The 23085-nt window shown below is 69.4% G+C and carries 21 protein-coding genes; 12 read left to right on the top strand and 9 right to left on the bottom strand.

The genetic code is table 11. The features are described from left to right. Positions 1-42 precede the first annotated feature (42 nt). Positions 43-870: a class I SAM-dependent methyltransferase gene (locus ACWCP8_RS15965; RefSeq protein WP_352270891.1), complete on the bottom strand. Its 828-nt coding sequence runs from the start codon at positions 868-870 to the stop codon at positions 43-45. 34 nt (positions 871-904) lie between these two features. Beyond that, positions 905-2107, bottom strand: a complete 1203-nt coding sequence (locus ACWCP8_RS15960) for a bifunctional adenosylcobinamide kinase/adenosylcobinamide-phosphate guanylyltransferase (RefSeq protein WP_352270892.1) — start codon at positions 2105-2107, stop codon at positions 905-907. A gap of 96 nt (positions 2108-2203) precedes the next feature. Here ACWCP8_RS15960 and ACWCP8_RS15955 point away from each other — a divergent pair, with 96 nt between their 5' ends. Next, the gene (locus ACWCP8_RS15955; RefSeq protein WP_030933634.1) at positions 2204-2413 is read left to right on the top strand and encodes a hypothetical protein; all 210 of its coding nucleotides are present in this window, start codon (positions 2204-2206) and stop codon (positions 2411-2413) included. Positions 2414-2492: 79 nt separating this feature from the next. On the opposite strand, the gene ACWCP8_RS15950 is transcribed toward ACWCP8_RS15955, so the two are convergent. From ACWCP8_RS15950 to ACWCP8_RS15940, 3 genes are all read right to left on the bottom strand, one after another. Next, positions 2493-3584: a S1C family serine protease gene (locus tag ACWCP8_RS15950; protein WP_451116421.1), complete on the bottom strand. Its 1092-nt coding sequence runs from the start codon at positions 3582-3584 to the stop codon at positions 2493-2495. Positions 3585-3671: 87 nt separating this feature from the next. After that, positions 3672-4406 carry a class I SAM-dependent methyltransferase gene (locus ACWCP8_RS15945; RefSeq protein ID WP_352270913.1) on the bottom strand — a complete coding sequence of 245 codons (735 nt, stop codon included), beginning with the start codon at positions 4404-4406 and terminating at the stop codon, positions 3672-3674. Positions 4407-4513: 107 nt separating this feature from the next. Continuing rightward, the gene (locus tag ACWCP8_RS15940) at positions 4514-5113 is read right to left on the bottom strand and encodes a DUF3043 domain-containing protein (protein ID WP_352270895.1); all 600 of its coding nucleotides are present in this window, start codon (positions 5111-5113) and stop codon (positions 4514-4516) included. Positions 5114-5409: 296 nt separating this feature from the next. Between ACWCP8_RS15940 and ACWCP8_RS15935 the strand changes: the two genes are divergently transcribed. The 5 genes from ACWCP8_RS15935 (at position 5410) to ACWCP8_RS15915 (ending at position 11952) form a co-directional block, all read left to right on the top strand. Beyond that, entirely contained in the window at positions 5410-6192 is a 783-nt protein-coding gene (locus ACWCP8_RS15935) for a PspA/IM30 family protein (protein ID WP_030933623.1), read from the top strand. Positions 6193-6202: 10 nt separating this feature from the next. Next, positions 6203-6481 (top strand): PspA-associated protein PspAA, encoded by a 279-nt coding sequence (gene pspAA, locus ACWCP8_RS15930; RefSeq protein ID WP_352270897.1) that lies wholly within the window; start codon positions 6203-6205, stop codon positions 6479-6481. Between the two features lie 189 nt (positions 6482-6670). After that, complete coding sequence (locus ACWCP8_RS15925) at positions 6671-7939, top strand: sensor histidine kinase (RefSeq protein WP_352270898.1); 1269 nt, start codon at positions 6671-6673, stop codon at positions 7937-7939. Beyond that, complete coding sequence (locus tag ACWCP8_RS15920; protein ID WP_352270900.1) at positions 7936-8631, top strand: response regulator transcription factor; 696 nt, start codon at positions 7936-7938, stop codon at positions 8629-8631. Before ACWCP8_RS15925 ends, ACWCP8_RS15920 begins: the two co-directional genes overlap by 4 nt. A gap of 165 nt (positions 8632-8796) precedes the next feature. Next, positions 8797-11952: an efflux RND transporter permease subunit gene (locus ACWCP8_RS15915; RefSeq protein ID WP_451116418.1), complete on the top strand. Its 3156-nt coding sequence runs from the start codon at positions 8797-8799 to the stop codon at positions 11950-11952. Positions 11953-12067: 115 nt separating this feature from the next. Here ACWCP8_RS15915 and nadA read toward each other — a convergent pair whose 3' ends face one another. Further along, positions 12068-13255, bottom strand: coding sequence for a quinolinate synthase NadA (nadA, locus tag ACWCP8_RS15910; RefSeq protein ID WP_352270902.1), 1188 nt, complete (start codon positions 13253-13255; stop codon positions 12068-12070). A gap of 292 nt (positions 13256-13547) precedes the next feature. On the opposite strand from nadA, the gene ACWCP8_RS15905 reads away from it, so the two are divergent. Beyond that, positions 13548-13904 carry a HesB/IscA family protein gene (locus ACWCP8_RS15905; protein ID WP_030933606.1) on the top strand — a complete coding sequence of 119 codons (357 nt, stop codon included), beginning with the start codon at positions 13548-13550 and terminating at the stop codon, positions 13902-13904. Between the two features lie 89 nt (positions 13905-13993). On the opposite strand, the gene ACWCP8_RS15900 is transcribed toward ACWCP8_RS15905, so the two are convergent. Both ACWCP8_RS15900 and ACWCP8_RS15895 read right to left on the bottom strand, forming a co-directional pair. Continuing rightward, on the bottom strand, positions 13994-15463 hold the full coding sequence (locus ACWCP8_RS15900; RefSeq protein WP_352270904.1) for a hypothetical protein: 1470 nt from the start codon (positions 15461-15463) through the stop codon (positions 13994-13996). 154 nt (positions 15464-15617) lie between these two features. After that, positions 15618-15815 (bottom strand): hypothetical protein, encoded by a 198-nt coding sequence (locus tag ACWCP8_RS15895; RefSeq protein ID WP_451116415.1) that lies wholly within the window; start codon positions 15813-15815, stop codon positions 15618-15620. Positions 15816-15975: 160 nt separating this feature from the next. Here ACWCP8_RS15895 and ACWCP8_RS15890 point away from each other — a divergent pair, with 160 nt between their 5' ends. Then, on the top strand, positions 15976-16950 hold the full coding sequence (locus ACWCP8_RS15890) for a carbohydrate kinase family protein (protein ID WP_030933597.1): 975 nt from the start codon (positions 15976-15978) through the stop codon (positions 16948-16950). Here the strand turns inward: ACWCP8_RS15890 and ACWCP8_RS15885 are convergent, their stop codons facing one another. Further along, complete coding sequence (locus tag ACWCP8_RS15885; protein ID WP_451116413.1) at positions 16951-18333, bottom strand: aminotransferase class V-fold PLP-dependent enzyme; 1383 nt, start codon at positions 18331-18333, stop codon at positions 16951-16953. It abuts the gene before it with no gap. A 270-nt stretch (positions 18334-18603) separates the two neighbouring features. On the opposite strand from ACWCP8_RS15885, the gene ctaC reads away from it, so the two are divergent. The 4 genes from ctaC to ACWCP8_RS15865 all read left to right on the top strand — a co-directional run bounded on the left by ctaC (position 18604) and on the right by ACWCP8_RS15865 (position 23055). Then, positions 18604-19566, top strand: a complete 963-nt coding sequence (gene ctaC, locus ACWCP8_RS15880; protein ID WP_267005559.1) for an aa3-type cytochrome oxidase subunit II — start codon at positions 18604-18606, stop codon at positions 19564-19566. Then, positions 19563-21299, top strand: coding sequence for an aa3-type cytochrome oxidase subunit I (gene ctaD / locus ACWCP8_RS15875; RefSeq protein WP_313936920.1), 1737 nt, complete (start codon positions 19563-19565; stop codon positions 21297-21299). The genes ctaC and ctaD overlap by 4 nt, the downstream gene beginning before the upstream one ends. Further along, positions 21296-21694 (top strand): cytochrome c oxidase subunit 4, encoded by a 399-nt coding sequence (locus tag ACWCP8_RS15870; protein ID WP_030973012.1) that lies wholly within the window; start codon positions 21296-21298, stop codon positions 21692-21694. The genes ctaD and ACWCP8_RS15870 overlap by 4 nt, the downstream gene beginning before the upstream one ends. Positions 21695-21804: 110 nt before the next feature. Then, complete coding sequence (locus ACWCP8_RS15865) at positions 21805-23055, top strand: L,D-transpeptidase (RefSeq protein WP_352270477.1); 1251 nt, start codon at positions 21805-21807, stop codon at positions 23053-23055. Positions 23056-23085 lie beyond the last annotated feature (30 nt).

Raw genomic sequence — 23085 nt, 5'->3', positions numbered from 1 at the left:
CTGCCACATTTCTGACGCCCCCTCAGCGCGGCGGGCGGTGGATCAGGCCCCGAACCGCAGCAGCGTCATCGCGGGGGTCAGCGTCCGCAGACCCGGGGTCAGGTGCTGGAGCCGGATCAGCTCGCCCATCGCACCCCGTCCGCGTGGCAGCCCCAGCGCGTGCACCTCGGTGATGTTCGGATGCGCACTGCGCAGCTTCTTCCGCTCGCGAGGGTCCATCGCCCAGCGCATCGGCGGGATGGTCATGGAGCCGACCTTCGACGTACCGGCCACCGTCCCTCGTGCCAGCCAGCGTGCCATCGAGTCCAGGACGAGTACGCCGCCCGGCAGTCGTTCGGCGCAGCCCGCCAGGATTTTTCGTACCTCGGCAGGTTCCAGATACATCAGCAGCCCCTGCGTCGTGACGGCCACACCCCGGCCGACCGGGTCCTCGATCTCGTCCAGCCAGGAGAGATCGGTCGCCGAACGGGTCAGCGTCCGCAGCCGGTCCGACGCGGGCAGCAGCGTACGGCGCAGCGCGGCGACCTCCGGCAGCTCCACGCTCAGCCAGTTGAGCCGGCCGTTGTCGACCCGCCAGAAGCCGGTCTCCAGACCTTCGCCGAGCGCGACCACGGTGGCCTGCGGATGGGCGCGCAGATAGCCCTCCACCGCCAGGTCGAAGCAGCGCGAACGCAGCGCCTGCGCCTGCGAGTGGAACGCGTTCGGCCGCCCGAACCGCTCCTCGAAGGGGTAGTCGAGGTCCGCCAGCAACTGCAGCGCCATCGGATCATCGATGACGGGGTAGGGCCGCCCCGCCTCGTACGCCCGGTTGTAGAGCGTCCACAACAGGGTCTCCGGAACCCCGTTCAGCATCGGCCGTACACGTGCCATGTCCGCTCCTCTCCCGCTCTGCTGTTCCGTCCGCTCAGCCGCGCAGTGTCACTGCCTGCCCGGCCACCACCAGCAGTACGTGCTCGCACTCGTCGGCGAACGCCGCGTTCAGCCGCCCCAACTCGTCCCGGAACCGCCGCCCGGAGGCCGTCGCGGGCACCACGCCGGAGCCGACCTCATTGGTCACGGCGACGACGGTACGCCGCGTCCCGCGCACCGCGCCGACCAGTTCGGTGATCCGCTCCCGCAGCGCGGTCTCGCCGCCGTTCGCCCACGCCGCGTCGGACCAGGCGTCCACCCGGTCCATCGCGTCCGTCAGCCACAGCGACAGGCAGTCGATCAGCAGCGGCGGCCCGTCCGACTCCAGCAGCTCCACCAGCTCACAGGTCTCCTCGGTACGCCAGGCAGCCGGCCTGCGCTCCCGGTGCAGACCGATCCGGGCAGCCCACTCCGCGTCGCCGTCCCGGCCGCCGCCGGTCGCCACGTACACCACCTCCGGGAACGTCTCCAGACGCCGCTCGGCCTCCACCGACTTCCCGGACCGCGCACCGCCTGTCACCAGCGTGCGCCGCGGGACATCCGGTACGGCCCGGTAATCGCCGACCACCAGCGTCGTCCCGTCCGGCACGGTCCGCGCCCCGGACGCCGCGAGTCGCCGGTCCAGCTCGGGGCCGGGCGGTGCGTCGTGGTCGATATGGACGGCGATGACCTCGGTGTCCGGCCCGATCGCCTCGACGGCCCGCAGCCGGGCCACCGCGTCCGGCCGCCCGGTCACATCGCCGACGACCATCTCGTACGGCTGCGCCACCCGGTCCGTGAGACCGGCGGGGGCGGCCCCCGGGGGCATGTACAGCAGCCGCTCGCCCTCCGGGGCCGTCACCTCGTATCCGGTCCCCGGCGCGTCCATCGACACCGCCCGGATCCGGTGCCCGCTGATCAGCGTCAGCTCCTGCCCGTCCGGCACCCGGGCGGCCGGGGGCAGCCCGGCGGGCAGCTCCATGGCGGGTCCGTCGTGCGGATGGGTGAGCAGGACCTGCCGTACGCCGGTCAGCGAATGCCCCGCACGGGCGGCCGAGAACACGGCCCCCGGAGTGAGATCGAGCAGCAGCGCATCGTCGACCAGCAACGCGGTCGCGGCCCGCGCCCGCGGCCCGCGGGCGGTGGCGCAGGCGGCGCACGGACATTCGGGGCGAGGCAGCCCGTCGGGGGCTCCGGTGCCGAGCAGAGTCAGTTCCACGCTCCTGATCCTCCCGCGTCCCCGTACCGACTGCGCGACCAACCCTGCGCGTCCAGCCACTAGGCTGCGGGCAGCAACGTGACCCAGGAGGCGGACATGGCGTGGACGTGGCGGTTCGAGAAGTCCGACGGTACGGAGACGGAGCCGGCCCTGCAGCCGGAGGAATTCACGACCCAGGGCGACGCGGAGTCCTGGATCGGCGAGTTCTGGAAGGAGCTCCTCGACGGCGGAGCGGACCAGGTGACGCTGTTCGAGGACGCGACGAAGATCTACGGCCCCATGAGTCTCCAGGCCGACCAGGGCTGACCCGTTCCGCCGGCATGCACCGGCCCCGGGCGCCGTTCGTCGGCACCCGGGGCCTGCGCGAGTACGGTGCCGCAGGCGGTCAGATCTCGCCCAGCGTGACGTCCGCGGTCTTTTGCGCGTCGTTGCGCAGATACGTCACCGTGACCTTCTGGCCCGGCTTTTTGACGGCCAGTGCCTCCGACAGCGAGGCGATCGTCGTGACCTGCGCGTCGTCGATCTTCGTGATGATGTCGCCGACCCGCAGCCCCGCCTTGTCGGCGGCGCCACCCTTCGTGACGCTGACCAGCGTCACCCCGGCCGGCTGGTAGTTGTCGTCGACGACCGTGCGGCCGGTGATGTTCAGCGCCGCCCGGCCCGAGTCGGTGACCTTGCCGTTCTTGACGATCTGGTCGGCCACCGTCCTGACCATCGAGGCGGGGATCGCGAACCCGATGCCCGGCGCGGCGCTGTCACCCATGGCCGGGTCCACCGCTCCCAGGGTCGGGATGCCGATCACCTCGCTGTCCAGATTGACCAGTGCGCCGCCGCTGTTGCCGGGGTTGATCGCCGCCGAGGTCTGCACCATGTTCGCGATGGTCGCCCCGGTGCCCCCGCCCGCGCGGCTCTCGGTCACGGTCCGGCCGACCGCCGACACGATGCCCTGGGTGACGCTGCTGGACAGCCCGAGCGGCGAGCCCATCGCCAGCACGATCTGACCGACCTCGACCTTCTCCGAGTCACCGAACGTCGCCGGCTCCAGCCCGCTCGGCACGTCGTCGAGCTTGATGACGGCCAGGTCCTGTGCCGGATACGCGGCGACCAGTGAGGCGTTCAGCACCTTCTCGCCGGTGGCGACGGTGACCTTGAAAGTCTTCTCCTCGCCCACCACATGGGCATTGGTGACGATATGGCCCTTGTCGTCATAGATGATGCCCGAGCCAAGGCTGTTGGAGGCCTCGATCTGCACGACCGAGGGCAGGACGTTCTTGATGACCGTCTGGAAATCGGTCTGCAGATCGTCGGCGGACGGGGTGGTCGAAGCCTGCTTCTTCGCGCCCGACGGTGTGGCACCGGCCTGCGACGCGTTCGATTTCGATCCGGAGCAGCCGCTCACCAGGGCGATGGCGCAGAGGCCTGCGGTCAGCGGCAGCAGCAACCGGCGGGCACGGGTACGCGAGTGGGAAGCATCCATGTCCGGATTATTACTTTTAACCCCTTTGGCGGCCTGTTGGGCGCAGCCGATCGAGCGGGGCGCCCGCCAGGGATTACGGGACGGGGCTCAGCCCCGCACGCCGCACAGATGGAGCAGTGCCGCCACGCTGCGGTACGGGTCCGTCCGCCCGGCCCGGTCCTCCGCGGCCAGCACCCGGTCCAGTTCCGCCGCGGCCGGCAGTTCCACGTCACTGCTCATGTGGTCCGTGAAGATCCGCACCCCGTACCAGGCATGCAGCGGCGCTGCGATCCCGGCGAGTGTGGCGGTGAGGTCGTCCAGCCGGTCGGCCCGGACCGTCAGCCCCAGCCGATTGGTGTACGCGTCCGTGTCGAACGCGGCAAGCGCCGTGTCCCAGTCCCCGGCGGTGCCGGGCCGCATCGCCAGCGCGTCCCCGTTCCGTACGAGCAGGGACAGCAGCCCGCCCGGCGCCAGCATCCGGGCCAGGCCCGCCAGCATCGCGTCCGGCTCCTGGACGTACATCAGCACGCCGTGGCAGAGCACCACATCGAAGCTGCCCGGCAGGAAATGCACCCCGGTCTCCAGGCCGTCGCCCTCGATCAGCCGGACCCGCTCCCGGATGCCCGCGGGCTCGTCGGCGAGTGCCTCACGGGCCACCCGCAGCATCTCGGCGTCGGACTCCAGACCGGTCACCGTGTGACCGGCCCGGGCCAGCCGCAGTGCCTGGGTGCCCTGCCCCATGCCCACATCGAGGACCCGCAGCCGTTGCCCGACCGGGAAGCGCGCGGCGATCTGCTCGTCGAGCTGCCGGGCGACCAGCTCCTGGCGGACGGTGTTGCGCAGCCCGCCGAGCCCTTTGAGCCAGGTGGAAGAGGCCCCGGAGAACGGGGAGGTGCCGCTGCGGGGCGGACCGACGGACGGGCCGGCGACCGAGCCGGAGACCTCCGTGCTCAGGGCCGCTCTCCGCGCTTGACCTGCGGCTTCGGCAGACGGAGCCGGCGCATCTGAAGCGTACGCATCAGGCCGTAGGCGACCGCGCCGCGCTTCGGCGTATCGGGGAAGCGTGCGTTCAGCTGCTTCTTCAGCCGGAACGCGAGCCCGATCGAGTCGATGACGATCAGCACGATCACACCGAGCCAGAGCAGCAGTGAGATGTTCTGGATGTTCTGCACCTGGATCACGCTGAGAATCAGAATGATCACTGCGAGCGGCAGGAAGAACTCCGCGATGCAGAAGCGCGAGTCCACGAAGTCGCGGACGAAGCGCCGCACCGGACCCTTGTCACGGGCCGGCAGGTAGCGCTCGTCGCCACTCGCGAGCGCCTCCCGCTGCTTGGCCATGTCCACGCGGCGCGCTTCGCGCTGGCGCTTCATGGCCTCCTTGCGGTCGAGCGGCGCACCACTGGAGGCACGACGGCGCTGCGACTGGGCATCGTTGCGCTTGGGGGTGGGGCGACCCTTGGGTGCCTGCGGGTCGCGGGGCTGCGTGGAGAGGTCTGCCGTCACCTTGGAGGTGGGCGCCTTCTCTTCCTTCGAACGGCTACGGAACACAAAACCCAAGGGTACGGGGTCGGCGGCGGCGACCCCAGCCCGGTCGGGAACGATCCGGCAACGGCCTGCGTCCTCACATGTGTCCTGAGAGGGGCAGAACGGACGTTGCCGCCGGTTTCCCTGACAGTCACCTACTCCCTGGGCCGGAGCGGTGACCGGGAGCAGTCGTCCTTGGGGAGGACCACATCCTTGCTCGAACAGTGCGGTAATAGAGACAGGGCCCGTACTGTGGGTTCTGTTGGAGTGCTGGAGCCCAGTCCGTCAGAAGGGGGCGCGCGAAGCCCATGAGCGGTGTCATGAAGCGTATGGGGATGATCTTCCGCGCGAAGGCAAACAAGGCCCTTGACCGGGCCGAGGATCCGCGCGAGACCCTCGATTACTCGTACCAGAAGCAGCTGGAGCTGCTTCAGAAGGTGCGCCGCGGTGTCGCCGATGTGGCGACCTCGCGCAAGCGTCTGGAGCTGCAGCTGAACCAGCTGCAGGGCCAGACGTCCAAGCTGGAGGACCAGGGCCGCAAGGCGCTCGCGCTCGGTCGTGAGGACCTGGCCCGCGAGGCGCTGTCCCGGCGGGCCGCCCTCCAGCAGCAGGTCACCGACCTGGAGACGCAGCACTCGACGCTGCAGGGCGAGGAGGAGAAACTCACTCTCGCGGCCCAGCGGCTGCAGGCCAAGGTCGACGCCTTCCGCACCAAGAAGGAGACCATCAAGGCCACCTACACCGCCGCCCAGGCGCAGACCCGGATCGGCGAGGCGTTCTCCGGGATCTCCGAGGAGATGGGCGACGTCGGCCTGGCGATCCAGCGGGCCGAGGACAAGACCCAGCAGCTGCAGGCGCGCGCCGGTGCGATCGACGAGCTGCTCGCCTCCGGCGCACTCGACGACCCGACCGGGACGGCGAAGGACGACATCGCCGCCGAGCTCGACCGGATCTCCGGTGGTACGGATGTGGAGCTGGAGCTGCAGCGCATGAAGGCCGAACTGGCCGGCGGCTCCGCTCCCCAGCAGGCGATCGAGGGCGGCTCGCAGGACGCCGCCCAGCAGCAGTCGTCGCAGTCCCCGCACAAGTTCGACAAGCAGTGAGGCAGACGTCATGATCGTTCGGATCATGGGGGAGGGCCAGCTGACCCTGGCCGACAGCCATCTCGCCGAGCTGAACAAGTTCGACGACGAACTGCTCGCCGAGATGGAGAGCGGGGACGGCCCGGGCTTCCGCACCACGCTCCACGCGCTCCTCGCCAGGGTGCGCGAGCTCGGCACACCCTTGCCGGACGACTCCCTGGAGCCGTCCGAACTGATCCTGCCGTCGCCCGACGCCACCCTCGAAGAGGTACGCGACATGCTCCGCGACGACGGTCTGATCCCCGGCTGACGTCAGCCGCTCCAGCACCCGCACGCAAGCGCTCTGCCCCGTGTCCGGTCCGCCGGCCGCGGGGCAGAGCGCTGTCCGGACCGGTACGTCGTGCTGCCGGACCGGTTCGTCCGGATCGGTACGTTCTGCGTCCGGGCCCGGGGTCGGTCGGACCGGATCCGTGCGCGACACGCCGTACCGTTGCTTGACGTGACCACCCTAGGAACCGGGTTCCTGCGCGCGCGGCGCTGGCTGCGCGACCACCCCCTCGCGTTCGACGGCGCGCTTGCCGTGGCCGTGCTCGCCTCGATGATCGCTGGGTCGTTCACCGACCCGAACGCCCCGAACGGGCCCAGCTTCGGCACCCGTACGCCCGAGGTGGCCAGCGTGGTCCTGATGGTGCTGGGCGCTGCCGTGCTCGTTCTGCGGCGGCGCAACCCCATGGCGGTGCTCGCCGCCACCGGTGCGCTGGCGATCGTGGAGTTCGTGCTGGTGGACCCGCCCGCCCCGGTGGTGATGAGTACGGTCATCGCGCTGTACACGGTCGCCGCCACCACCGACCGGCCCACCACCTGGCGGGTCGGCCTGCTGACCATGAGCGTTCTGGCGGCGTCCGCGATGCTCTTCGGCGCTTCCCCCTGGTACAGCCAGGAGAACCTCGGGGTCTTCGCCTGGACCGGCATGGCCGGCGCGGCCGGGGACGCGGTCCGCTCCCGGCGGGCCTTCGTCGACGCGATCAGGGAACGGGCCGAACGGGCCGAACGCACCCGCGAGGAGGAGGCCCGCCGCCGGGTCGCCGAGGAACGGCTGCGGATCGCCCGCGATCTGCACGATGTCGTCGCCCACCACATCGCTCTGGTCAATGTGCAGGCCGGGGTCGCCGCCCACGTCATGGACAAGCGCCCCGACCAGGCCAAGGAAGCGCTCGCCCACGTCCGGGAGGCCAGCCGCTCCGCACTGGGCGAACTCCGTGCCACCGTCGGGCTGCTGCGCCAGTCCGGCGACCCGGAGGCGCCGACCGAGCCGGCCCCCGGCCTCGCGGTCCTCGGCGAACTGGTGGACAAGGTCCGGCGAGCCGGCCTCCCGGTCGAGGTGGCGTGCGCCGACCGTCTGACCCCGCTGCCCGCAGCCGTCGATCTCGCCGCGTACCGGGTGATCCAGGAGGCGCTGACCAACGTGCAGAAGCACGCGGGCCCCGGGGCGAAGGCCGAGGTGAGTGTCATACGCGTCGGGGAGACGGCCGAGGTGACGGTCCTCGACAACGGCACGGGCCGGACCGAAGGCGCGGGCACTGCCGCCGACGGCGGCGGCCACGGACTCCTCGGCATGCGCGAACGCGTCACCGCCCTCGGCGGCACCCTCACCGCCGGGCCCCGCTACGGCGGCGGATTTAGGGTTCATGCGATCCTGCCGGTCAAGGCCCGCACGGGAGAGCCGGAGTCGCCGGGCGCGGCGGGCCGGACGGGGGAACGCCCATGACAACACCCATCAGGGTCCTGCTCGTCGACGACCAGGCGCTCCTGCGCAGCGCGTTCCGGGTGCTGGTCGACTCCGAGCCCGACATGCAGGTGGTCGGCGAGGCGGCGGACGGAGCCGAAGCCGTGGCGCTGGCCCGCTCGACGCGCGCCGATGTGGTGCTGATGGACATCCGGATGCCCGGTACGGACGGGCTCGCCGCGACCCGGATGATCAGCGCCGACCCGGAGCTGGCAGGCGTGCGGATCGTCATGCTCACCACCTTCGAGGTCGACGAGTACGTGGTGCAGTCGCTGCGGGCCGGCGCGTCCGGCTTCCTCGGCAAGGGGGCGGAACCGGATGAACTGCTCAATGCCATCCGTATCGCCGCGGGCGGCGAGGCGCTGCTCTCCCCGGCCGCGACCAAGGGACTGATCGCCACCTTCCTTGCGCAGGGCGGCAGTTCGGACGGTTCCGGGCCGAGTGCCGCCGAGTACTCCGAGCGGCTCGACGCGCTCACCGGTCGTGAGCGCGAGGTGCTGGTCCTCGTCGCGGGCGGGCTCTCCAACGACGAGATCGCCGAACGGCTGGTCGTGAGCCCGCTCACCGTCAAGACCCATGTGAACCGGGCGATGGCGAAGCTGGGTGCCCGCGACCGGGCTCAATTGGTGGTAATTGCGTACGAATCGGGCCTGGTGCGCCCCCGGGTGGAGTAGCAGATGGAGCAGGGGCGTACTCCACCTGCGGTATGCGTCGCATAAGAATGCGACCCTGGGGCGGACGCTTTCGTCCCGGCGGATGGGCGATCGTATAGCTGGGCCGGGTCTGTCCCCGAGTCACCCGCCCGCCTGCCGCGTAAGCCACAGAAGAGAGACCCACCCATGTCCTGGCTGTCCAGATTCAGCCTCGCGCAAAGGGCCCTGATCGGGCTGATCTCGATCGTCGCGCTCGTCTTCGGAGCGATCGCGATCCCGCAGCTCAAGCAGCAGTTGCTGCCCACCATCGAGCTCCCGATGGTGTCGGTGCTCGCCCCCTACCAGGGTGCGTCTCCCGATGTGGTCGAGAAGCAGGTCGTCGAACCGCTCGAGAACACCATCAAGTCCGTCGACGGAGTCACGGGCGTCACCTCGACCGCCAGCGAGGGCAACGCCGTCATCATGGCGTCCTTCGACTTCGGCGACGAGGGCACGAAGCAGCTGGTCGCCGACATCCAGCAGGCGGTCAACCGCGCCCGCGTCCAGCTGCCCGACGATGTCGACCCGCAGGTCATCGCCGGTTCGACGGACGACATCCCGACCGTCGTCCTCGCCGTCACGTCCGACAAGGACCAGCAGGCGCTCGCCGACCAGCTGGACCGGACCGTCGTCCCCGCCCTGGAGGACATCGACGGTGTCGGTCAGGTCACCGTCAACGGTGTCCAGGATCTCCAGGTCTCCGTCACCCCCGACGACAAGAAGCTCGCGGCCGCCGGACTGAACGCCGGATCCCTCGCCCAGGCCCTCCAGGCGGGCGGCGCCACGGTCCCGGCCGGTTCCTTCTCCGAGCAGGGCAAGAGCCGCACCGTCCAGGTCGGCGGAGCCTTCACCTCGCTGAAGCAGATCGAGGACCTGCGGGTCGCCGGTCAGAACCCGGCCGCCGACAAGCCCGGCAAGCCGGTCCGCGTCGGTGACATCGCCACGGTGAAGCAGGAGCCGGCCACCGCGGTCTCCATCACCCGGACGAACGGCAAGCCGAGCCTCGCCGTGATGGCGACGATGGACAAGGACGGCAGTGCCGTCGCCATCTCGGACGCCGTCAAGGACAAGCTCCCGGACCTTCGCAAGGACCTCGGCGCGGGCGCCGAACTGACCGTCGTCTCCGACCAGGGCCCCGCCGTCTCCAAGGCGATCTCCGGTCTGACCACCGAGGGCGCGCTCGGCCTGCTTTTCGCGGTCATCGTGATCCTGGTCTTCCTCGCGTCGCTCCGCTCGACGCTGGTCACCGCGGTCTCCATCCCGCTCTCCGTGGTCCTCGCCCTGATCGTGCTCTGGACCCGCGACCTGTCGCTCAACATGCTCACGCTCGGCGCGCTGACCATCGCGATCGGCCGTGTCGTCGACGACTCGATCGTCGTCCTGGAGAACATCAAGCGCCACCTCGGCTACGGCGAGGAGCGCCACTCCGCGATCATCACCGCGGTGAAGGAAGTGGCCGGCGCGGTCACCTCCTCGACCCTCACCACGGTCGCGGTCTTCCTGCCGATCGGTCTGGTCGGCGGCGTGGTCGGCGAGCTGTTCGGCTCGTTCTCCCTGACCGTCACCGCGGCCCTGCTCGCCTCCCTGCTGGTCTCGCTGACCGTGGTCCCCGTCCTGTCGTACTGGTTCCTGCGCGCCCCCAAGGGCAGCACGGAGAACCCGGACGAGGCCCGTCGCAAGGCGGAGGAGAAGGAGGCCCGCAGCCGGCTCCAGCGGCTGTACGTCCCGGTGCTGCGCTTCGCGACCCGGCGCCGTGTCACCAGCATCGTCATCGCCGTCGCCGTGCTCTTCGGCACCTTCGGCATGGCCCCGCTGCTGAAGACCAACTTCTTCGACCAGGGCGAGCAGGAAGTCCTCTCCATCAAGCAGGAGCTGGCCCCCGGCACCAGCCTGACGGCCGCCGACGAGGCGGCCAAGAAGGTCGAGAAGCTCCTCGACGGCGACAAGGGCGTCAAGGATTACCAGGTCACCGTCGGCTCCTCCGGCTTCATGGCGGCCTTCGGCGGCGGTACGGGAGCCAACCAGGCCTCGTACCAGGTCACTCTGAAGGACTCGGCCGACTTCGACGCCACCCAGAAGCGCATCGACGAGGGCCTCGGCAAGCTCGACGGCATCGGTGACACCACCATCGCCGCGGGCGACGGCTTCGGCAGCCAGGACCTGAGCGTCGTGGTGAAGTCCGCCGACGCGGACACCCTGAAGAAGGCCTCCGAAGAGGTCAGGGCGCAGGTGGCCGAGCTCAAGGACGTCACCGACGTCCAGAGCGACCTGGCGCAGTCCGTCCCGCGCATCTCGGTCAAGGCCAACGCCAAGGCCGCGGCCGCCGGCTTCGACCAGACCACGCTCGGTGCGGCGGTCGCCGGAGCGGTGCGCGGCACCCCGTCCGGCAAGGCGATCATGGACGACACCGAGCGCGACGTCGTCATCAAGTCCGCCCACCCGGCCACCACGATGGACGAGCTGAAGAACCTCTCGCTCGGCCGGGTCGAGCTCGGTCAGATCGCCGAGGTGAAGCTGGTCCCGGGCCCGGTCTCGATGACGAGGATCGACGGCCAGCGCGCCGCCACGATCACCGCCCGCCCCACCGGTGACAACACCGGCGCGGTGAGCGCCTCGCTCCAGTCGAAGATCAACGCCCTGGACCTGCCGGACGGCGCCACCGCCACCATCGGCGGTGTCTCCGAGGACCAGAACGACGCGTTCATGAAGCTCGGTCTGGCCATGCTGGCCGCGATCGCGATCGTCTTCATGCTGCTCGTCGCGACGTTCCGCTCGCTCGTCCAGCCGCTGATCCTGCTGGTCTCCATCCCGTTCGCGGCGACGGGCGCCATCGGCCTCCTGGTCGTCACCGGCACCCCGATGGGCGTTCCGGCAATGATCGGCATGCTGATGCTGATCGGCATCGTGGTGACCAACGCGATCGTGCTGATCGACCTGATCAACCAGTACCGGTCGCAGGGCATGGGCATTGTCGAAGCAGTCATCGAGGGCGGCCGCCACCGCCTCCGCCCGATCCTGATGACCGCACTCGCGACGATCTTCGCCCTTCTCCCGATGGCGCTCGGCGTCACCGGCGAGGGCGGCTTCATCTCGCAGCCCCTCGCGGTCGTGGTGATCGGCGGTCTGGTCACGTCGACGCTGCTGACGCTCCTTCTGGTGCCGACGCTGTACGCGATGGTGGAGCTCCGCAAGGAGCGCCGCGCGAAGAAGAAGGCGATCAAGCGGGCGAAGAAGGCGGGCCTGTCCGCCCCGGCGCGGCCGGAGGAGACCACCTCCGAGGAGCCGGAGCCCGCGAAGGCGTAACGCAGGGCACGCAAAAGGCCCCGGCACCGTTTCAACGGTGCCGGGGCCTTTGCACGTTTCCAGTGCGGCGAGAAGGGCGGTAACGAGGCAACGCCCGCCCGTAGGCGCAACGCGCCTACGGCAGCGCCAGCATCCGCTCCAGCGCCAGCTTCGCGTACTTCTCCGTCTCCGGGTCGACCTCGATCCGGTTGACCAGGTTGCCCTCGGCCAGCGACTCCAGCGTCCACACCAGGTGCGGCAGATCGATCCGGTTCATCGTCGAGCAGAAGCAGACCGTCTTGTCGAGGAAGACGATCTCCTTGTCCTCCGCCGCGAACCGGTTGGCCAGGCGCCGCACCAGGTTCAGCTCGGTGCCGATCGCCCACTTCGAGCCGGCCGGCGCCGCCTCCAGGGCCTTGATGATGTACTCCGTCGAGCCGACGTAGTCCGCCGCCGCCACGACCTCGTGCTTGCACTCGGGGTGCACCAGCACATTGACGCCCGGGATGCGCTCGCGCACATCGTTGACGGATTCCACCGAGAAGCGCCCGTGCACCGAGCAGTGCCCGCGCCACAGGATCATCTTCGCGTTCCGCAGCTCCTCGGCGGTGAGGCCGCCGTTCGGCTTGTGGGGGTTGTAGAGGACGCAGTCCTCCGGAGTCATTCCCATGTCCCGGACCGCGGTGTTCCGGCCCAGGTGCTGGTCGGGAAGGAAGAGCACCTTCTCGCCCCGCTCGAAGGCCCACTCCAGGGCCCGCTTCGCATTGGACGAGGTGCAGATCGTGCCGCCGTGCCGGCCGGTGAAGGCCTTGATGTCGGCGGAGGAGTTCATGTACGAGACGGGTACGACCTGCTCGGCGACCCCGGCCTCGGTCAGCACGTCCCAGCACTCGGCGACCTGCTCGGCAGTGGCCATGTCGGCCATCGAGCAGCCCGCGGCCAGGTCCGGCAGCACGACCTTCTGGTCGTCGGTGGTCAGGATGTCCGCGGACTCGGCCATGAAGTGCACGCCGCAGAAGACGATGTACTCGGCCTCGGGCCGGGCGGCCGCGTCGCGGGCGAGCTTGAACGAGTCGCCGGTGACGTCCGCGAACTGGATGACCTCGTCGCGCTGGTAGTGGTGGCCGAGGACGAAGACCTTGTCCCCGAGCTTCTCCTTGGCCGCGCGGGCGCGCTCCACCAGGTCCGGGTCGGACGGGGAGGGCAGATCGCCAGGACACTCCACGCCGCGCTCGCTCCTGGGGTCGGCATCGCGGCCGAGGAGCAGCAGGGCGAGGGGTGTCGGCTGGACATCCAGTGGTTGGGCGGTGGTCACGTCACGCACCCTTTCTGTTCTGCGGTCAGTGCGGCGCAGCCGCTCCAGTGGAGCCGGGCACCGGGAAGTCTTTTCGTCTATTTGACGCTATCTATCATATCTGCTTCATGTCACTTTGACGACACCGATCGCGTCGATGTGACGCATTCCGTCCGGGCTCCCCGATGCCCCCGCTCGCGGACTCTTCCCGGACCGGTGTGCGAGCATGAAAGGAACAGGCAAGCGCTCGGCCCGGAATGAATCCGCGGTCCCGACGGTTGCAACGTCGGCAAGCAGTCCGTACAACCCGGGAGAGAAGCAGATGTCCGTATCGGACGAGACCACCACCGTGAGCGACGGCATCCTCCTGTCCGACGCCGCCGCAGCCAAGGTCAAGGGCCTGTTGGAGCAGGAAGGCCGTGACGACCTGGCGCTGCGCGTCGCCGTCCAGCCCGGCGGTTGCTCGGGCCTGCGCTACCAGCTCTTCTTCGACGAGCGTTCGCTCGACGGCGATGTCGTGAAGGACTTCGACGGCGTCAAGGTCGTCACCGACCGGATGAGCGCTCCGTACCTGGGCGGCGCCTCCATCGACTTCGTCGACACCATCGAGAAGCAGGGCTTCACGATCGACAACCCGAACGCCACGGGCTCCTGCGCCTGCGGCGACTCCTTCAGCTGAGGCGCGAAGGCGGTAGCGGGCAGCGGTACCCGCAGAAGGCGGCGACCCCCGGCATTCCGGGGGTCGCCGCCTTCTGTCGTACCTACCGTCTAGCCGCGCGGCACCATGCCGCCCGTCGTGTCGAGCACCTTCCGGTCACCCAGCGGCGCGTCCAGCGTCACCGTTCGCGTCAGCTTCTTGGCGATCATGATGCAGACCTTCTTCGGGTCGGGGTTCGACTCGGTGATCGTCACCCGCACCGCGTCCGCGCTCTCGGTCGCGCTCGCCGCGTAGGTACTGCACACCCCGCCCCAGAACGTCACCTCCAGCGTCCGCCCGTCGGCGCTGTACGAGATGAGCGGCCGCTGGGACCGTGCGTCGTCCCCCGAGCCGGGGGCCGGAGTCTTCTCCGGCGTCGGGGTCTTCGAGGGCTTCGCCAGGGAGTCCGGGTCCACCGCGATCTGCGTGACCGTGTTGCCCGTCCCGCCCGCGGCCGGGTGCACCGAGAAGAGCCACGACGGTACGAGCGTCTGATCGCCTTCCACGTACCGCATCGCGAGGCCGAACACCGCCTTGTCGACCGTCACGGTCGTCGTCCCGCGCTCCGCCCCGGTCCGCGTCCCGCAACTGTTCCCCGGCGACTTCAGGGTGCCGTCCTCCAGTGGTACGGGGGTGGCGCACCCTCCGATGCCGCTGCGCGAAGTGTCCGCCCGGCCTGCCCTGTTCAACTGGTTCAACGCCTCGCCCGCGCTGATCACCGGATACTCGGCGCCCTTCTCCAGGCCCTTCAACTGCCCGCTGCCACCGGTCACTTCACCGTCGGGACCCACCTGGATCCCGGTCGCCCAGCCGTAGGTGGGCAGCCCGTCGACCACCGGGTTCGCGTTCACCACCCGTACCGAGCCCATCAGTTGGCGGGCGTCGAGAGCCGCGTCGTCCTGCCCGACCGCCTTCAGCACGGGCGCCGCGGCGGCCTTGGCCGCCTTCTCACTCACCGGCGACCCCGAGCCGCCCGGCGCCACCTCCTTGCTCGAACACACCGTCGTGCTCTGGCAGTTGTCCGTCCCGCCGGAGCCGTACCTGGCGAAGGTCCAGGTGCCCGGCGCCTGCTTGTTCACCCGCAGCAGTGGACCTGAGCCGTCCCCGTCGGAACCCACCTTCCAGGCCGTGCCCTCGGCCTGCGGTGTGCCCGCCACGCCCAGTGCCTTCGCCAGCCGTGCCACCTCCGCCGCCGATACCGTGCCCTTCGCGCGGTGGACAGCGGCCGTGTCCGGCCCGTCGGGCAACTTGCCGGCCGCGCGGTAGACCACGCCGCCGCCACTCGGATCGGGCTCGCCGACAGCAATGCCCTCGGGGGGCGCCGTCGGGCTGTCCGGGCCGTCCGGTGTCTCGTCGAGCGCGAGCAAGGGGGCGGCGTCGTCGCCGCTGCCGGACCGGCTGCCCCCGTCGTCCGCCGCACTGGCGGCCCAGTACGCGCCGCCGCCCCCGGCCAGCAGTACCGCTGCCGCCACCGAAGCAACGGCCAGCGGGGACCGCCGCCGGGGGCGGATCACGTCGTTGTCGGGTCGCTCGGTGTTCACCGGATCGCTCCTTCGACTGCGTTGCCGTCACCGTGACCGTCGCACGGTCATCGCCTGTCCCGCGAGTCGGGGACAACGGTGGGACGGAGCACAGGAGCCCTCGGTTCCCCCATGGAGCATCCGAGGGGGTGTCCGGTGCGAGCGGCCGCCGCTCTCAGTCGCCGTACTCGGCCATCGAATCGATCAGCTGTGCGGACGCGGCCGGCACGGTCACGCCGTGAATCAGGGACGGCGTCACAGGGGTGGGAGCGGCCATGGCGGGTACCACCCAGTGCGGAGCCATCCGTGCGCAGTCACCGCGCAGCTCGGCCAGGCTGATCTCGGACTCGCGCGGGGCGATGTTCTTCGACATGTCCGCACCGTAGGCACCGCGAGCCTCAGGATAAAAGCCCTACTATCGGGTAGTTTTTCCCCCTTCAAGGCGAGTGCGACGAACGGGTAGCGTGGACTGTCACGCCGTTCCGGGAGCGCAGTCACCCGTTCCCCTCGACCTCCGCAGGAGCAGTCTCCCCGTGCGCATCGCAGTCACCGGCTCCATCGCCACCGATCACCTCATGACCTTCCCGGGCCGCTTCGCCGACCAGCTGGTCGCCGACCAGCTGCACACGGTCTCGCTCTCCTTCCTGGTCGACAACCTCGATGTACGCCGGGGCGGTGTGGCTGCCAACATCTGCTTCGGCATGGGCCTCCTCGGCACCGGCCCGATCCTGGTCGGTGCCGCGGGCTCCGACTTCGACGAGTACCGCGCCTGGCTCGACCGGCACGGTGTCGACACCGGATCGGTCCGGATCTCCGAAGTCCTGCACACCGCCCGTTTCGTCTGTACGACGGACGCCGACCACAACCAGATCGGCTCCTTCTACACGGGCGCGATGAGCGAGGCCCGGCTGATCGAGCTGAAGGCCGTCGCCGACCGGGTGGGCGGCCTCGACCTCGTCTCGATCGGCGCCGACGACCCCGAGGCGATGCTCCGCCACACCGAGGAGTGCCGCTCGCGCGGCATCGCGTTCGCCGCCGACTTCTCGCAGCAGATCGCCCGGATGGACGGCGAAGAGATCCGGATCCTCCTCGACGGCGCCACGTACCTCTTCTCCAACGAGTACGAGAAGGGGCTCATCGAGTCCAAGACCGGCTGGACCGACGAGGAGATCCTCGCCAAGGTCGGCCACCGCGTCACCACGCTCGGCGCCCGCGGCGTCCGGATCGAGCGGGCCGGCCAGGAGACCATCGAGGTCGGCTGCCCGGAGGAGGAGACGAAGGCCGACCCGACCGGCGTCGGCGACGCGTTCCGTGCCGGGTTCCTCTCCGGCCTTGCCTGGGGTGTCGGCCTGGAGCGGGCCGCCCAGGTCGGCTGCATGCTCGCCACGCTGGTCATCGAGACGGTCGGCACGCAGGAGTACACCCTGCGCCGCACCCACTTCATGGACCGCTTCACCAAGGCGTACGGCCACGACGCCGCCGCCGAGGTCCGCGCCCACCTCGCGTAGTCAGGACAGCCGGCGGACCACATAGGCCGAGCCGCGGTCCGCCGGCTCCTCACCCACGTACTCCTGCTCACGCATCACGCACCACGCCGGGATGTCCAGCCGCGCCGCCTCGTCGTCGGAGAGCACGGTCACCGTCCCGCCCACCGGTACGTCTCCGATCACCTTTGCGAGTTCGATCACCGGGATCGGGCACCTCTTGCCCAGGGAGTCGACGACCAGGGACGTGGCGGCGGTGGGGGAGGGGGCCACCGAAACGGGTGCGCCCAGCCTCTCCCGTACCTCTGACACCACTCCCGGCAGCACCCGGAGGAAGCGGTCGACGTCCTCCGCCGTGGTGCCGGCCGGCAGGGACACCCGGACGTTCCCCTCCGACAGCACCCCCATCGCCCTCAGCACATGGCTCGGCGTCAGCGTGCTGCTGGTGCAGGACGAACCGGACGATACGGAGAACTCCGCCCGGTCCAGTTCATGGAGCAGAGTCTCCCCGTCGACATAGAGACAGGAGAAGGTCACCAGGTGCGGCAGCCGCCGCACCGGATCACCGACCACCTCCACGTCGGGCACCAGCTCCGGCACCCGCGCCCGGATCAGGTCCACCAGCGCACGCAGCCGTACGGACTCCGCCCCCGCCTCCGCACGGACCGCGCGCAGCGACGCCGCCGCCGCCACGACCGCAGGAATGTTCTCGAACCCGGCGGCCCGCCCCGACTCCCGCTCGTCCGACGGTCCTTGAGGGGCGAACCGGACCCCCTTGCGCACGGCGAGCAGCCCCACCCCCGAAGGCCCGCCCCACTTGTGGGCGCTCGCCGCCAGCAGCGACCAGCCCGCCGGCACCGGACCCCAGCCCAGCGACTGCGCGGCGTCCACCAACAGGGGTACGCCCGAGGCCCGGCAGAGCTCCGCGACCTCGGCCACCGGCTGCTCCGTACCGACCTCATGGTTGGCGGACTGCAGGCAGGCCAGTGCGGTGTCCTCGCGCAGGGTCTCCCCGTACGCCGCCGCACTCACCGCGCCCGCCCGGTCCACCGGCACCTCGGCGAACGTCCCGCCCTGCGCCTCATGGGTGGCAGCCGCATGGAGCACCGACGAGTGCTCGACCGCCGAGACCACCAGATGACGACCGACACGCCGACGCCCGGCGAGCGCTCCGGAGATCGCGGAGTGCACCGCCCGGGTCCCCGAAGAGGTGAAGGTGAGCTCGTCGGGGCGGCACCCCACGGCCTCCGCGGCGGCCTCCCGGGCCGCGTCCAGCAGCAGCTGCGCCCGCCGCCCCTCCCGGTACAGCCGGGCAGGGTCGGCCCAGCCCTCGTCCAGGGCGGCAAGCAGCGCCTGGCGGGCGACCGGGTGCAGGGGGGCGGAGGATGCGGCGTCGAAGTAGGGCACACGTCCACGCTAGCCCGCGCCCGCCAACCATGTCGGGACGGGCCGGTCGCGCAGCCAGGATAGGGCCCGTCAGATGGCGGCCGGAGGCCCGGATTCCACCCCTTCGGGGAGTCGGGCGGCGCGTTGGGCACCCTCCCCGCGCGACCCCAAATAGCGTCCAGTAGGGTTTGGTCCGCATAAACATCCAAACCCCTGCCCGCGTCAGGGCGGCGACCGACCAGCGAGACGGCCGCGCCGAACGCGCGGGCGAGACTCTCGGGAAGGCGCTACGTGAGTCCCAACGGCTCCGACCGCTCGTCGCGGCGCCCGATGCGGCGGAAGCTGCCGCAGGTGCTGACTGCGGGCCTGATCCTGGCGACCGCCACCGGTTGCACATACAAGGACTTTCCCCGCCTTGGTATGCCCACGCCGGTAACGGAAGAGGCACCACGGATCCTTTCCCTCTGGCAGGGCTCGTGGGCGGCAGCGCTCGCCACGGGCGTGCTGGTCTGGGGCCTGATCCTGTGGAGCATCATCTTCCACCGGCGCAGCCGCACCAAGGTGGAGGTTCCTCCGCAGACCCGGTACAACATGCCCATCGAGGCGCTGTACACCGTGGTCCCTCTCATCATCGTCTCGGTGCTGTTCTACTTCACCGCGCGCGATGAAACGAAGCTCCTATCGCTCTCGGCGAAGCCCGCCCACACCATCAACGTGGTCGGCTACCAGTGGAGCTGGGGCTTCAACTACATCGAGAACGTGGACGGCTCGACCGCCACGGGCAACGAGATCCCCAAGGAGCTCGACGCCATCCCCGACCGGTTCCGTAAGCAGTTCCCCCCGGGTGCGGACGGCGTCTACGACGTCGGCGTCCCGGGCACCCGGAACCCGCAGAACGGCAACCCGGGCCCGACCCTGTGGCTGCCGAAGGGCGAGAAGGTCCGCTTCATTCTGACTTCGCGTGACGTCATCCACTCCTTCTGGGTGGTGCCGTTCCTCATGAAGCAGGACGTCATTCCGGGCCACACCAACTCCTTCGAGGTGACTCCCAACCAGGAGGGCACCTTCATGGGCAAGTGCGCCGAGCTCTGCGGCGTCGACCACTCCCGGATGCTCTTCAACGTCAAGGTCGTCTCCCCGGAGCGCTACCAGGCGCACCTCAAGGAGCTGGCCAAGAAGGGCCAGACGGGCTACGTGCCGGCCGGTATCGAGCAGACGAACCCGGCCAGGAATGCGGAGACGAACAAACTGTGAGCATCCTCAACGAATCTCAGGGTGCCGCGGCAGCAGACGACTCGTACGAGGACGAGCTGCCGGTCCGGCGCAAGCAGCCGGGAAACGTCGTCGTCAAGTGGATGACCACCACTGACCACAAGACGATCGGCACGATGTACCTGGTCACGTCGTTCGCGTTCTTCTGCATCGGCGGCCTGCTGGCGCTCTTCATGCGCGCCGAGCTGGCCCGTCCCGGCACGCAGATCATGTCGAACGAGCAGTTCAACCAGGCGTTCACGATGCACGGCACGATCATGCTGCTGATGTTCGCGACGCCGCTGTTCGCCGGATTCGCGAACTGGATCATGCCGCTGCAGATCGGTGCGCCCGACGTGGCGTTCCCGCGGCTGAACATGTTCGCGTACTGGCTGTACCTCTTCGGTTCGATCATCGCGGTGGCCGGCTTCCTCACCCCGCAGGGTGCGGCCGACTTCGGCTGGTTCGCCTACTCCCCGCTCTCGGACGCGGTCCGTTCGCCGGGTATCGGCGCCGACATGTGGATCATGGGTCTGGCCTTCTCCGGCTTCGGCACGATCCTCGGTTCGGTCAACTTCATCACCACGATCATCTGCATGCGCGCACCCGGTATGACGATGTTCCGCATGCCGATCTTCGTGTGGAACGTCCTGCTGACCGGTGTGCTGGTCCTGCTGGCCTTCCCGGTGCTCGCCGCCGCGCTCTTCGCGCTGGAGGCGGACCGCAAGTTCGGGGCGCATGTATTCGACGCGGCCAACGGCGGAGCACTGCTCTGGCAACACCTCTTCTGGTTCTTCGGCCATCCAGAGGTGTACATCATCGCGTTGCCATTCTTCGGAATCATTTCCGAGGTGATCCCGGTGTTCAGCCGGAAGCCGATGTTCGGCTACATCGGCCTGATCAGCGCGACGATCGCCATCGCGGGCCTCTCCGTGACCGTGTGGGCGCACCACATGTACGTCACCGGTGGTGTGCTGCTGCCGTTCTTCTCGTTCATGACGTTCCTCATCGCGGTACCGACCGGTGTGAAGTTCTTCAACTGGATCGGCACGATGTGGAAGGGATCGCTGTCCTTCGAGACACCGATGCTGTGGGCCGTCGGCTTCCTGATCACCTTCACCTTCGGTGGTCTGACCGGCGTCATCCTGGCCTCGCCCCCGATGGACTTCCACGTCTCGGACTCGTACTTCGTCGTCGCGCACTTCCACTACGTCATCTTCGGCACCGTGGTCTTCGCGATGTTCTCCGGATTCCACTTCTGGTGGCCGAAGTTCACCGGCAAGATGCTGGACGAGCGGCTCGGCAAGATGACGTTCTGGACGCTGTTCGTGGGCTTCCACGGCACGTTCCTGGTGCAGCACTGGCTCGGTGCCGAGGGCATGCCGCGTCGTTACGCGGACTACCTCGCCGCCGACGGCTTCACCGCGCTGAACACGATCTCGACGATCTCCTCGTTCCTGCTCGGCCTGTCGATGCTGCCGTTCTTCTACAACGTGTGGAAGACCGCCAAGTACGGCAAGAAGGTCGAGGTCGACGACCCGTGGGGCTACGGCCGTTCGCTGGAATGGGCGACCTCCTGCCCGCCGCCGCGGCACAACTTCCTCACGCTGCCGCGGATCCGTTCCGAATCCCCGGCGTTCGACCTGCACCACCCGGAGATCTCGGCACTCGAGCAGCTGGAGCATCACTCCGAGGCCGACAAGGCTCTCGCGGGTGGCAAGGAGGCCGGCAAGTGAAGATCCAGGGCAAGATGTTCCTCTGGCTGAGCGTCTTCATCCTCGCCATGGCAGTGACCTATGGCGTGTGGTCGAAGGAGCCGGCCGGTACCACCGCGCTCGTCCTGGCCTTCGGTCTGAGCGTCATGATCGGCTTCTACCTGGCCTTCACGGCGCAGCGGGTCGACGCGATGGCTCAGGACAACAAGGAAGCCGATGTCGCGGACGAGGCCGGCGAGGTGGGGTTCTTCTCCCCGCACAGCTGGCAGCCGCTCTCGCTGGCCGTCGGTGGCGCCCTCGCCTTCATGGGGGTCATCTTCGGATGGTGGCTGCTCTACTTCTCGGCCCCGGTCATCCTGATCGGCCTGTTCGGCTGGGTCTTCGAGTACTACCGCGGTGAGAACCGCACCCAGTGACACCGCTCCACCTGACGGGGGGCCCGCACTCTCTCATGTGAGAGGTGCGGGTCCCCCGTTTGCAGTCACCCGGCGCGCTGAAACTGATGAATCTTCTTAGCGTGGTGACCATGAACACGCCGCGCATTCGCCCCGTAGTGAGCTGCACGCTGCTGGTCATGACCCTGGTTGCAGGGGCGACGGCCTGTGGTGGGCCAGATGGCCATCCGCTCGCCGAGCAGCCGTACGACGCGGCGGACGAGATCACCTCCAACGCCCCGGAGGGCAACGAGAAGGCCGATCCCGACATGCCCCTCGAAGTGACCGCCACGGGTGACGACGGCCGGATCACGGACGTGGCCGCGGTGGACACCGCCGGGCGCCATCTCGCGGGCGAACTCTCGGCCGACGGGCTGCGCTGGCACTCCACCGTTCCGCTCGCGGCCGGCACCCGCTACAGAGTCAGAGTCAGTGTCGAGGACGGCGACGGCGCCCCGGGCAGCCGTACGCTCTCCTTCGAGACGGCCCCGGCGAAGAAGCTCCTGAACGTCACCTTCGGCCCGCACGCGGGCACCTACGGCGTCGGACAGCCCATTACGGCGGAACTCAGTGCTCCGGTCAAGGACAAGGCCGCCAGGGCCACTGTGGAGCGCGCGCTGAAGGTCCGCTCCACGCCCTCCGTGACGGGCTCCTGGTACTGGGTCGACGACAAGATCCTGCATTACCGCCCGCAGACGTACTGGCCGGCCCGGGCCACGATCGAGGTCAGCAGCAACATGGCCGGCATCAAGGTCGCCAAGGGTCTGTACGGAGCCCCCACGAAGACGTTGAAGATCACTACCGGCGACCGTATCGAGGCCGTCACCGACGCCGCCGCGCACTCCATGACGGTCAAGCGCAACGGAGAAGTGATCAACACCATTCCGGTGACCACCGGAAGGCCCGGCTTCGACACCCGCAACGGCGTCAAGGTCGTGCTGAGCAAGGAGTACTCCGTACGCATGCGCGGGGAGACCATCGGCATCTCGGAGAACTCCAGCGACGGGTACGACCTGATGGTCTACTACGCGACCCGCGTCACCTGGAGCGGTGAGTACGTGCACGCCGCCCCCTGGTCCACCGGCTCACAGGGGTACGCGAACGTCAGCCACGGCTGTACGGGCATGAGCAACGCCCAGGCCCAGTGGTTCTTCAACACCGTGCGCGAGGGCGACCTCGTCTCGGTCGTCGGCAGCCAGGGCCCCACGATGACGCCGTTCGACAACGGCTACGGCGACTGGAACCTGTCCTGGGCGAAATGGCAACAGGGCAGCGCCCTGCAGAACAAAGCCACCCCGGACAGGTCGACGGTGCAGGCGGCGCGCCTGCGCCCCGAGGTCTGACCGGCCAGGGGAGTGCGCCGCCTTGCGAAG

It is taken from the genome of Streptomyces sp. NPDC002206 (assembly GCF_053593595.1).
Note: the sequence above shows the minus strand (reverse complement) of the source record. Positions and strands in the feature narration are given on the sequence as shown.

Bases quoted from the DNA above. Each gene is read 5' to 3' on its own strand.
- ACWCP8_RS15965 (WP_352270891.1), bottom strand. From the start codon at position 870: ATGGCACGTGTACGGCCGATGCTGAACGGGGTTCCGGAGACCCTGTTG.
- ACWCP8_RS15955 (WP_030933634.1), top strand. From the start codon at position 2,204: ATGGCGTGGACGTGGCGGTTCGAGAAGTCCGACGGTACGGAGACGGAG.
- ACWCP8_RS15950 (WP_451116421.1), bottom strand. From the start codon at position 3,584: ATGGATGCTTCCCACTCGCGTACCCGTGCCCGCCGGTTGCTGCTGCCG.
- ACWCP8_RS15935 (WP_030933623.1), top strand. From the start codon at position 5,410: ATGAAGCGTATGGGGATGATCTTCCGCGCGAAGGCAAACAAGGCCCTT.
- pspAA (WP_352270897.1), top strand. From the start codon at position 6,203: ATGATCGTTCGGATCATGGGGGAGGGCCAGCTGACCCTGGCCGACAGC.
- ACWCP8_RS15920 (WP_352270900.1), top strand. From the start codon at position 7,936: ATGACAACACCCATCAGGGTCCTGCTCGTCGACGACCAGGCGCTCCTG.
- ACWCP8_RS15915 (WP_451116418.1), top strand. From the start codon at position 8,797: ATGTCCTGGCTGTCCAGATTCAGCCTCGCGCAAAGGGCCCTGATCGGG.
- ACWCP8_RS15905 (WP_030933606.1), top strand. From the start codon at position 13,548: ATGTCCGTATCGGACGAGACCACCACCGTGAGCGACGGCATCCTCCTG.
- ACWCP8_RS15895 (WP_451116415.1), bottom strand. From the start codon at position 15,815: ATGTCGAAGAACATCGCCCCGCGCGAGTCCGAGATCAGCCTGGCCGAG.
- ACWCP8_RS15865 (WP_352270477.1), top strand. From the start codon at position 21,805: ATGAACACGCCGCGCATTCGCCCCGTAGTGAGCTGCACGCTGCTGGTC.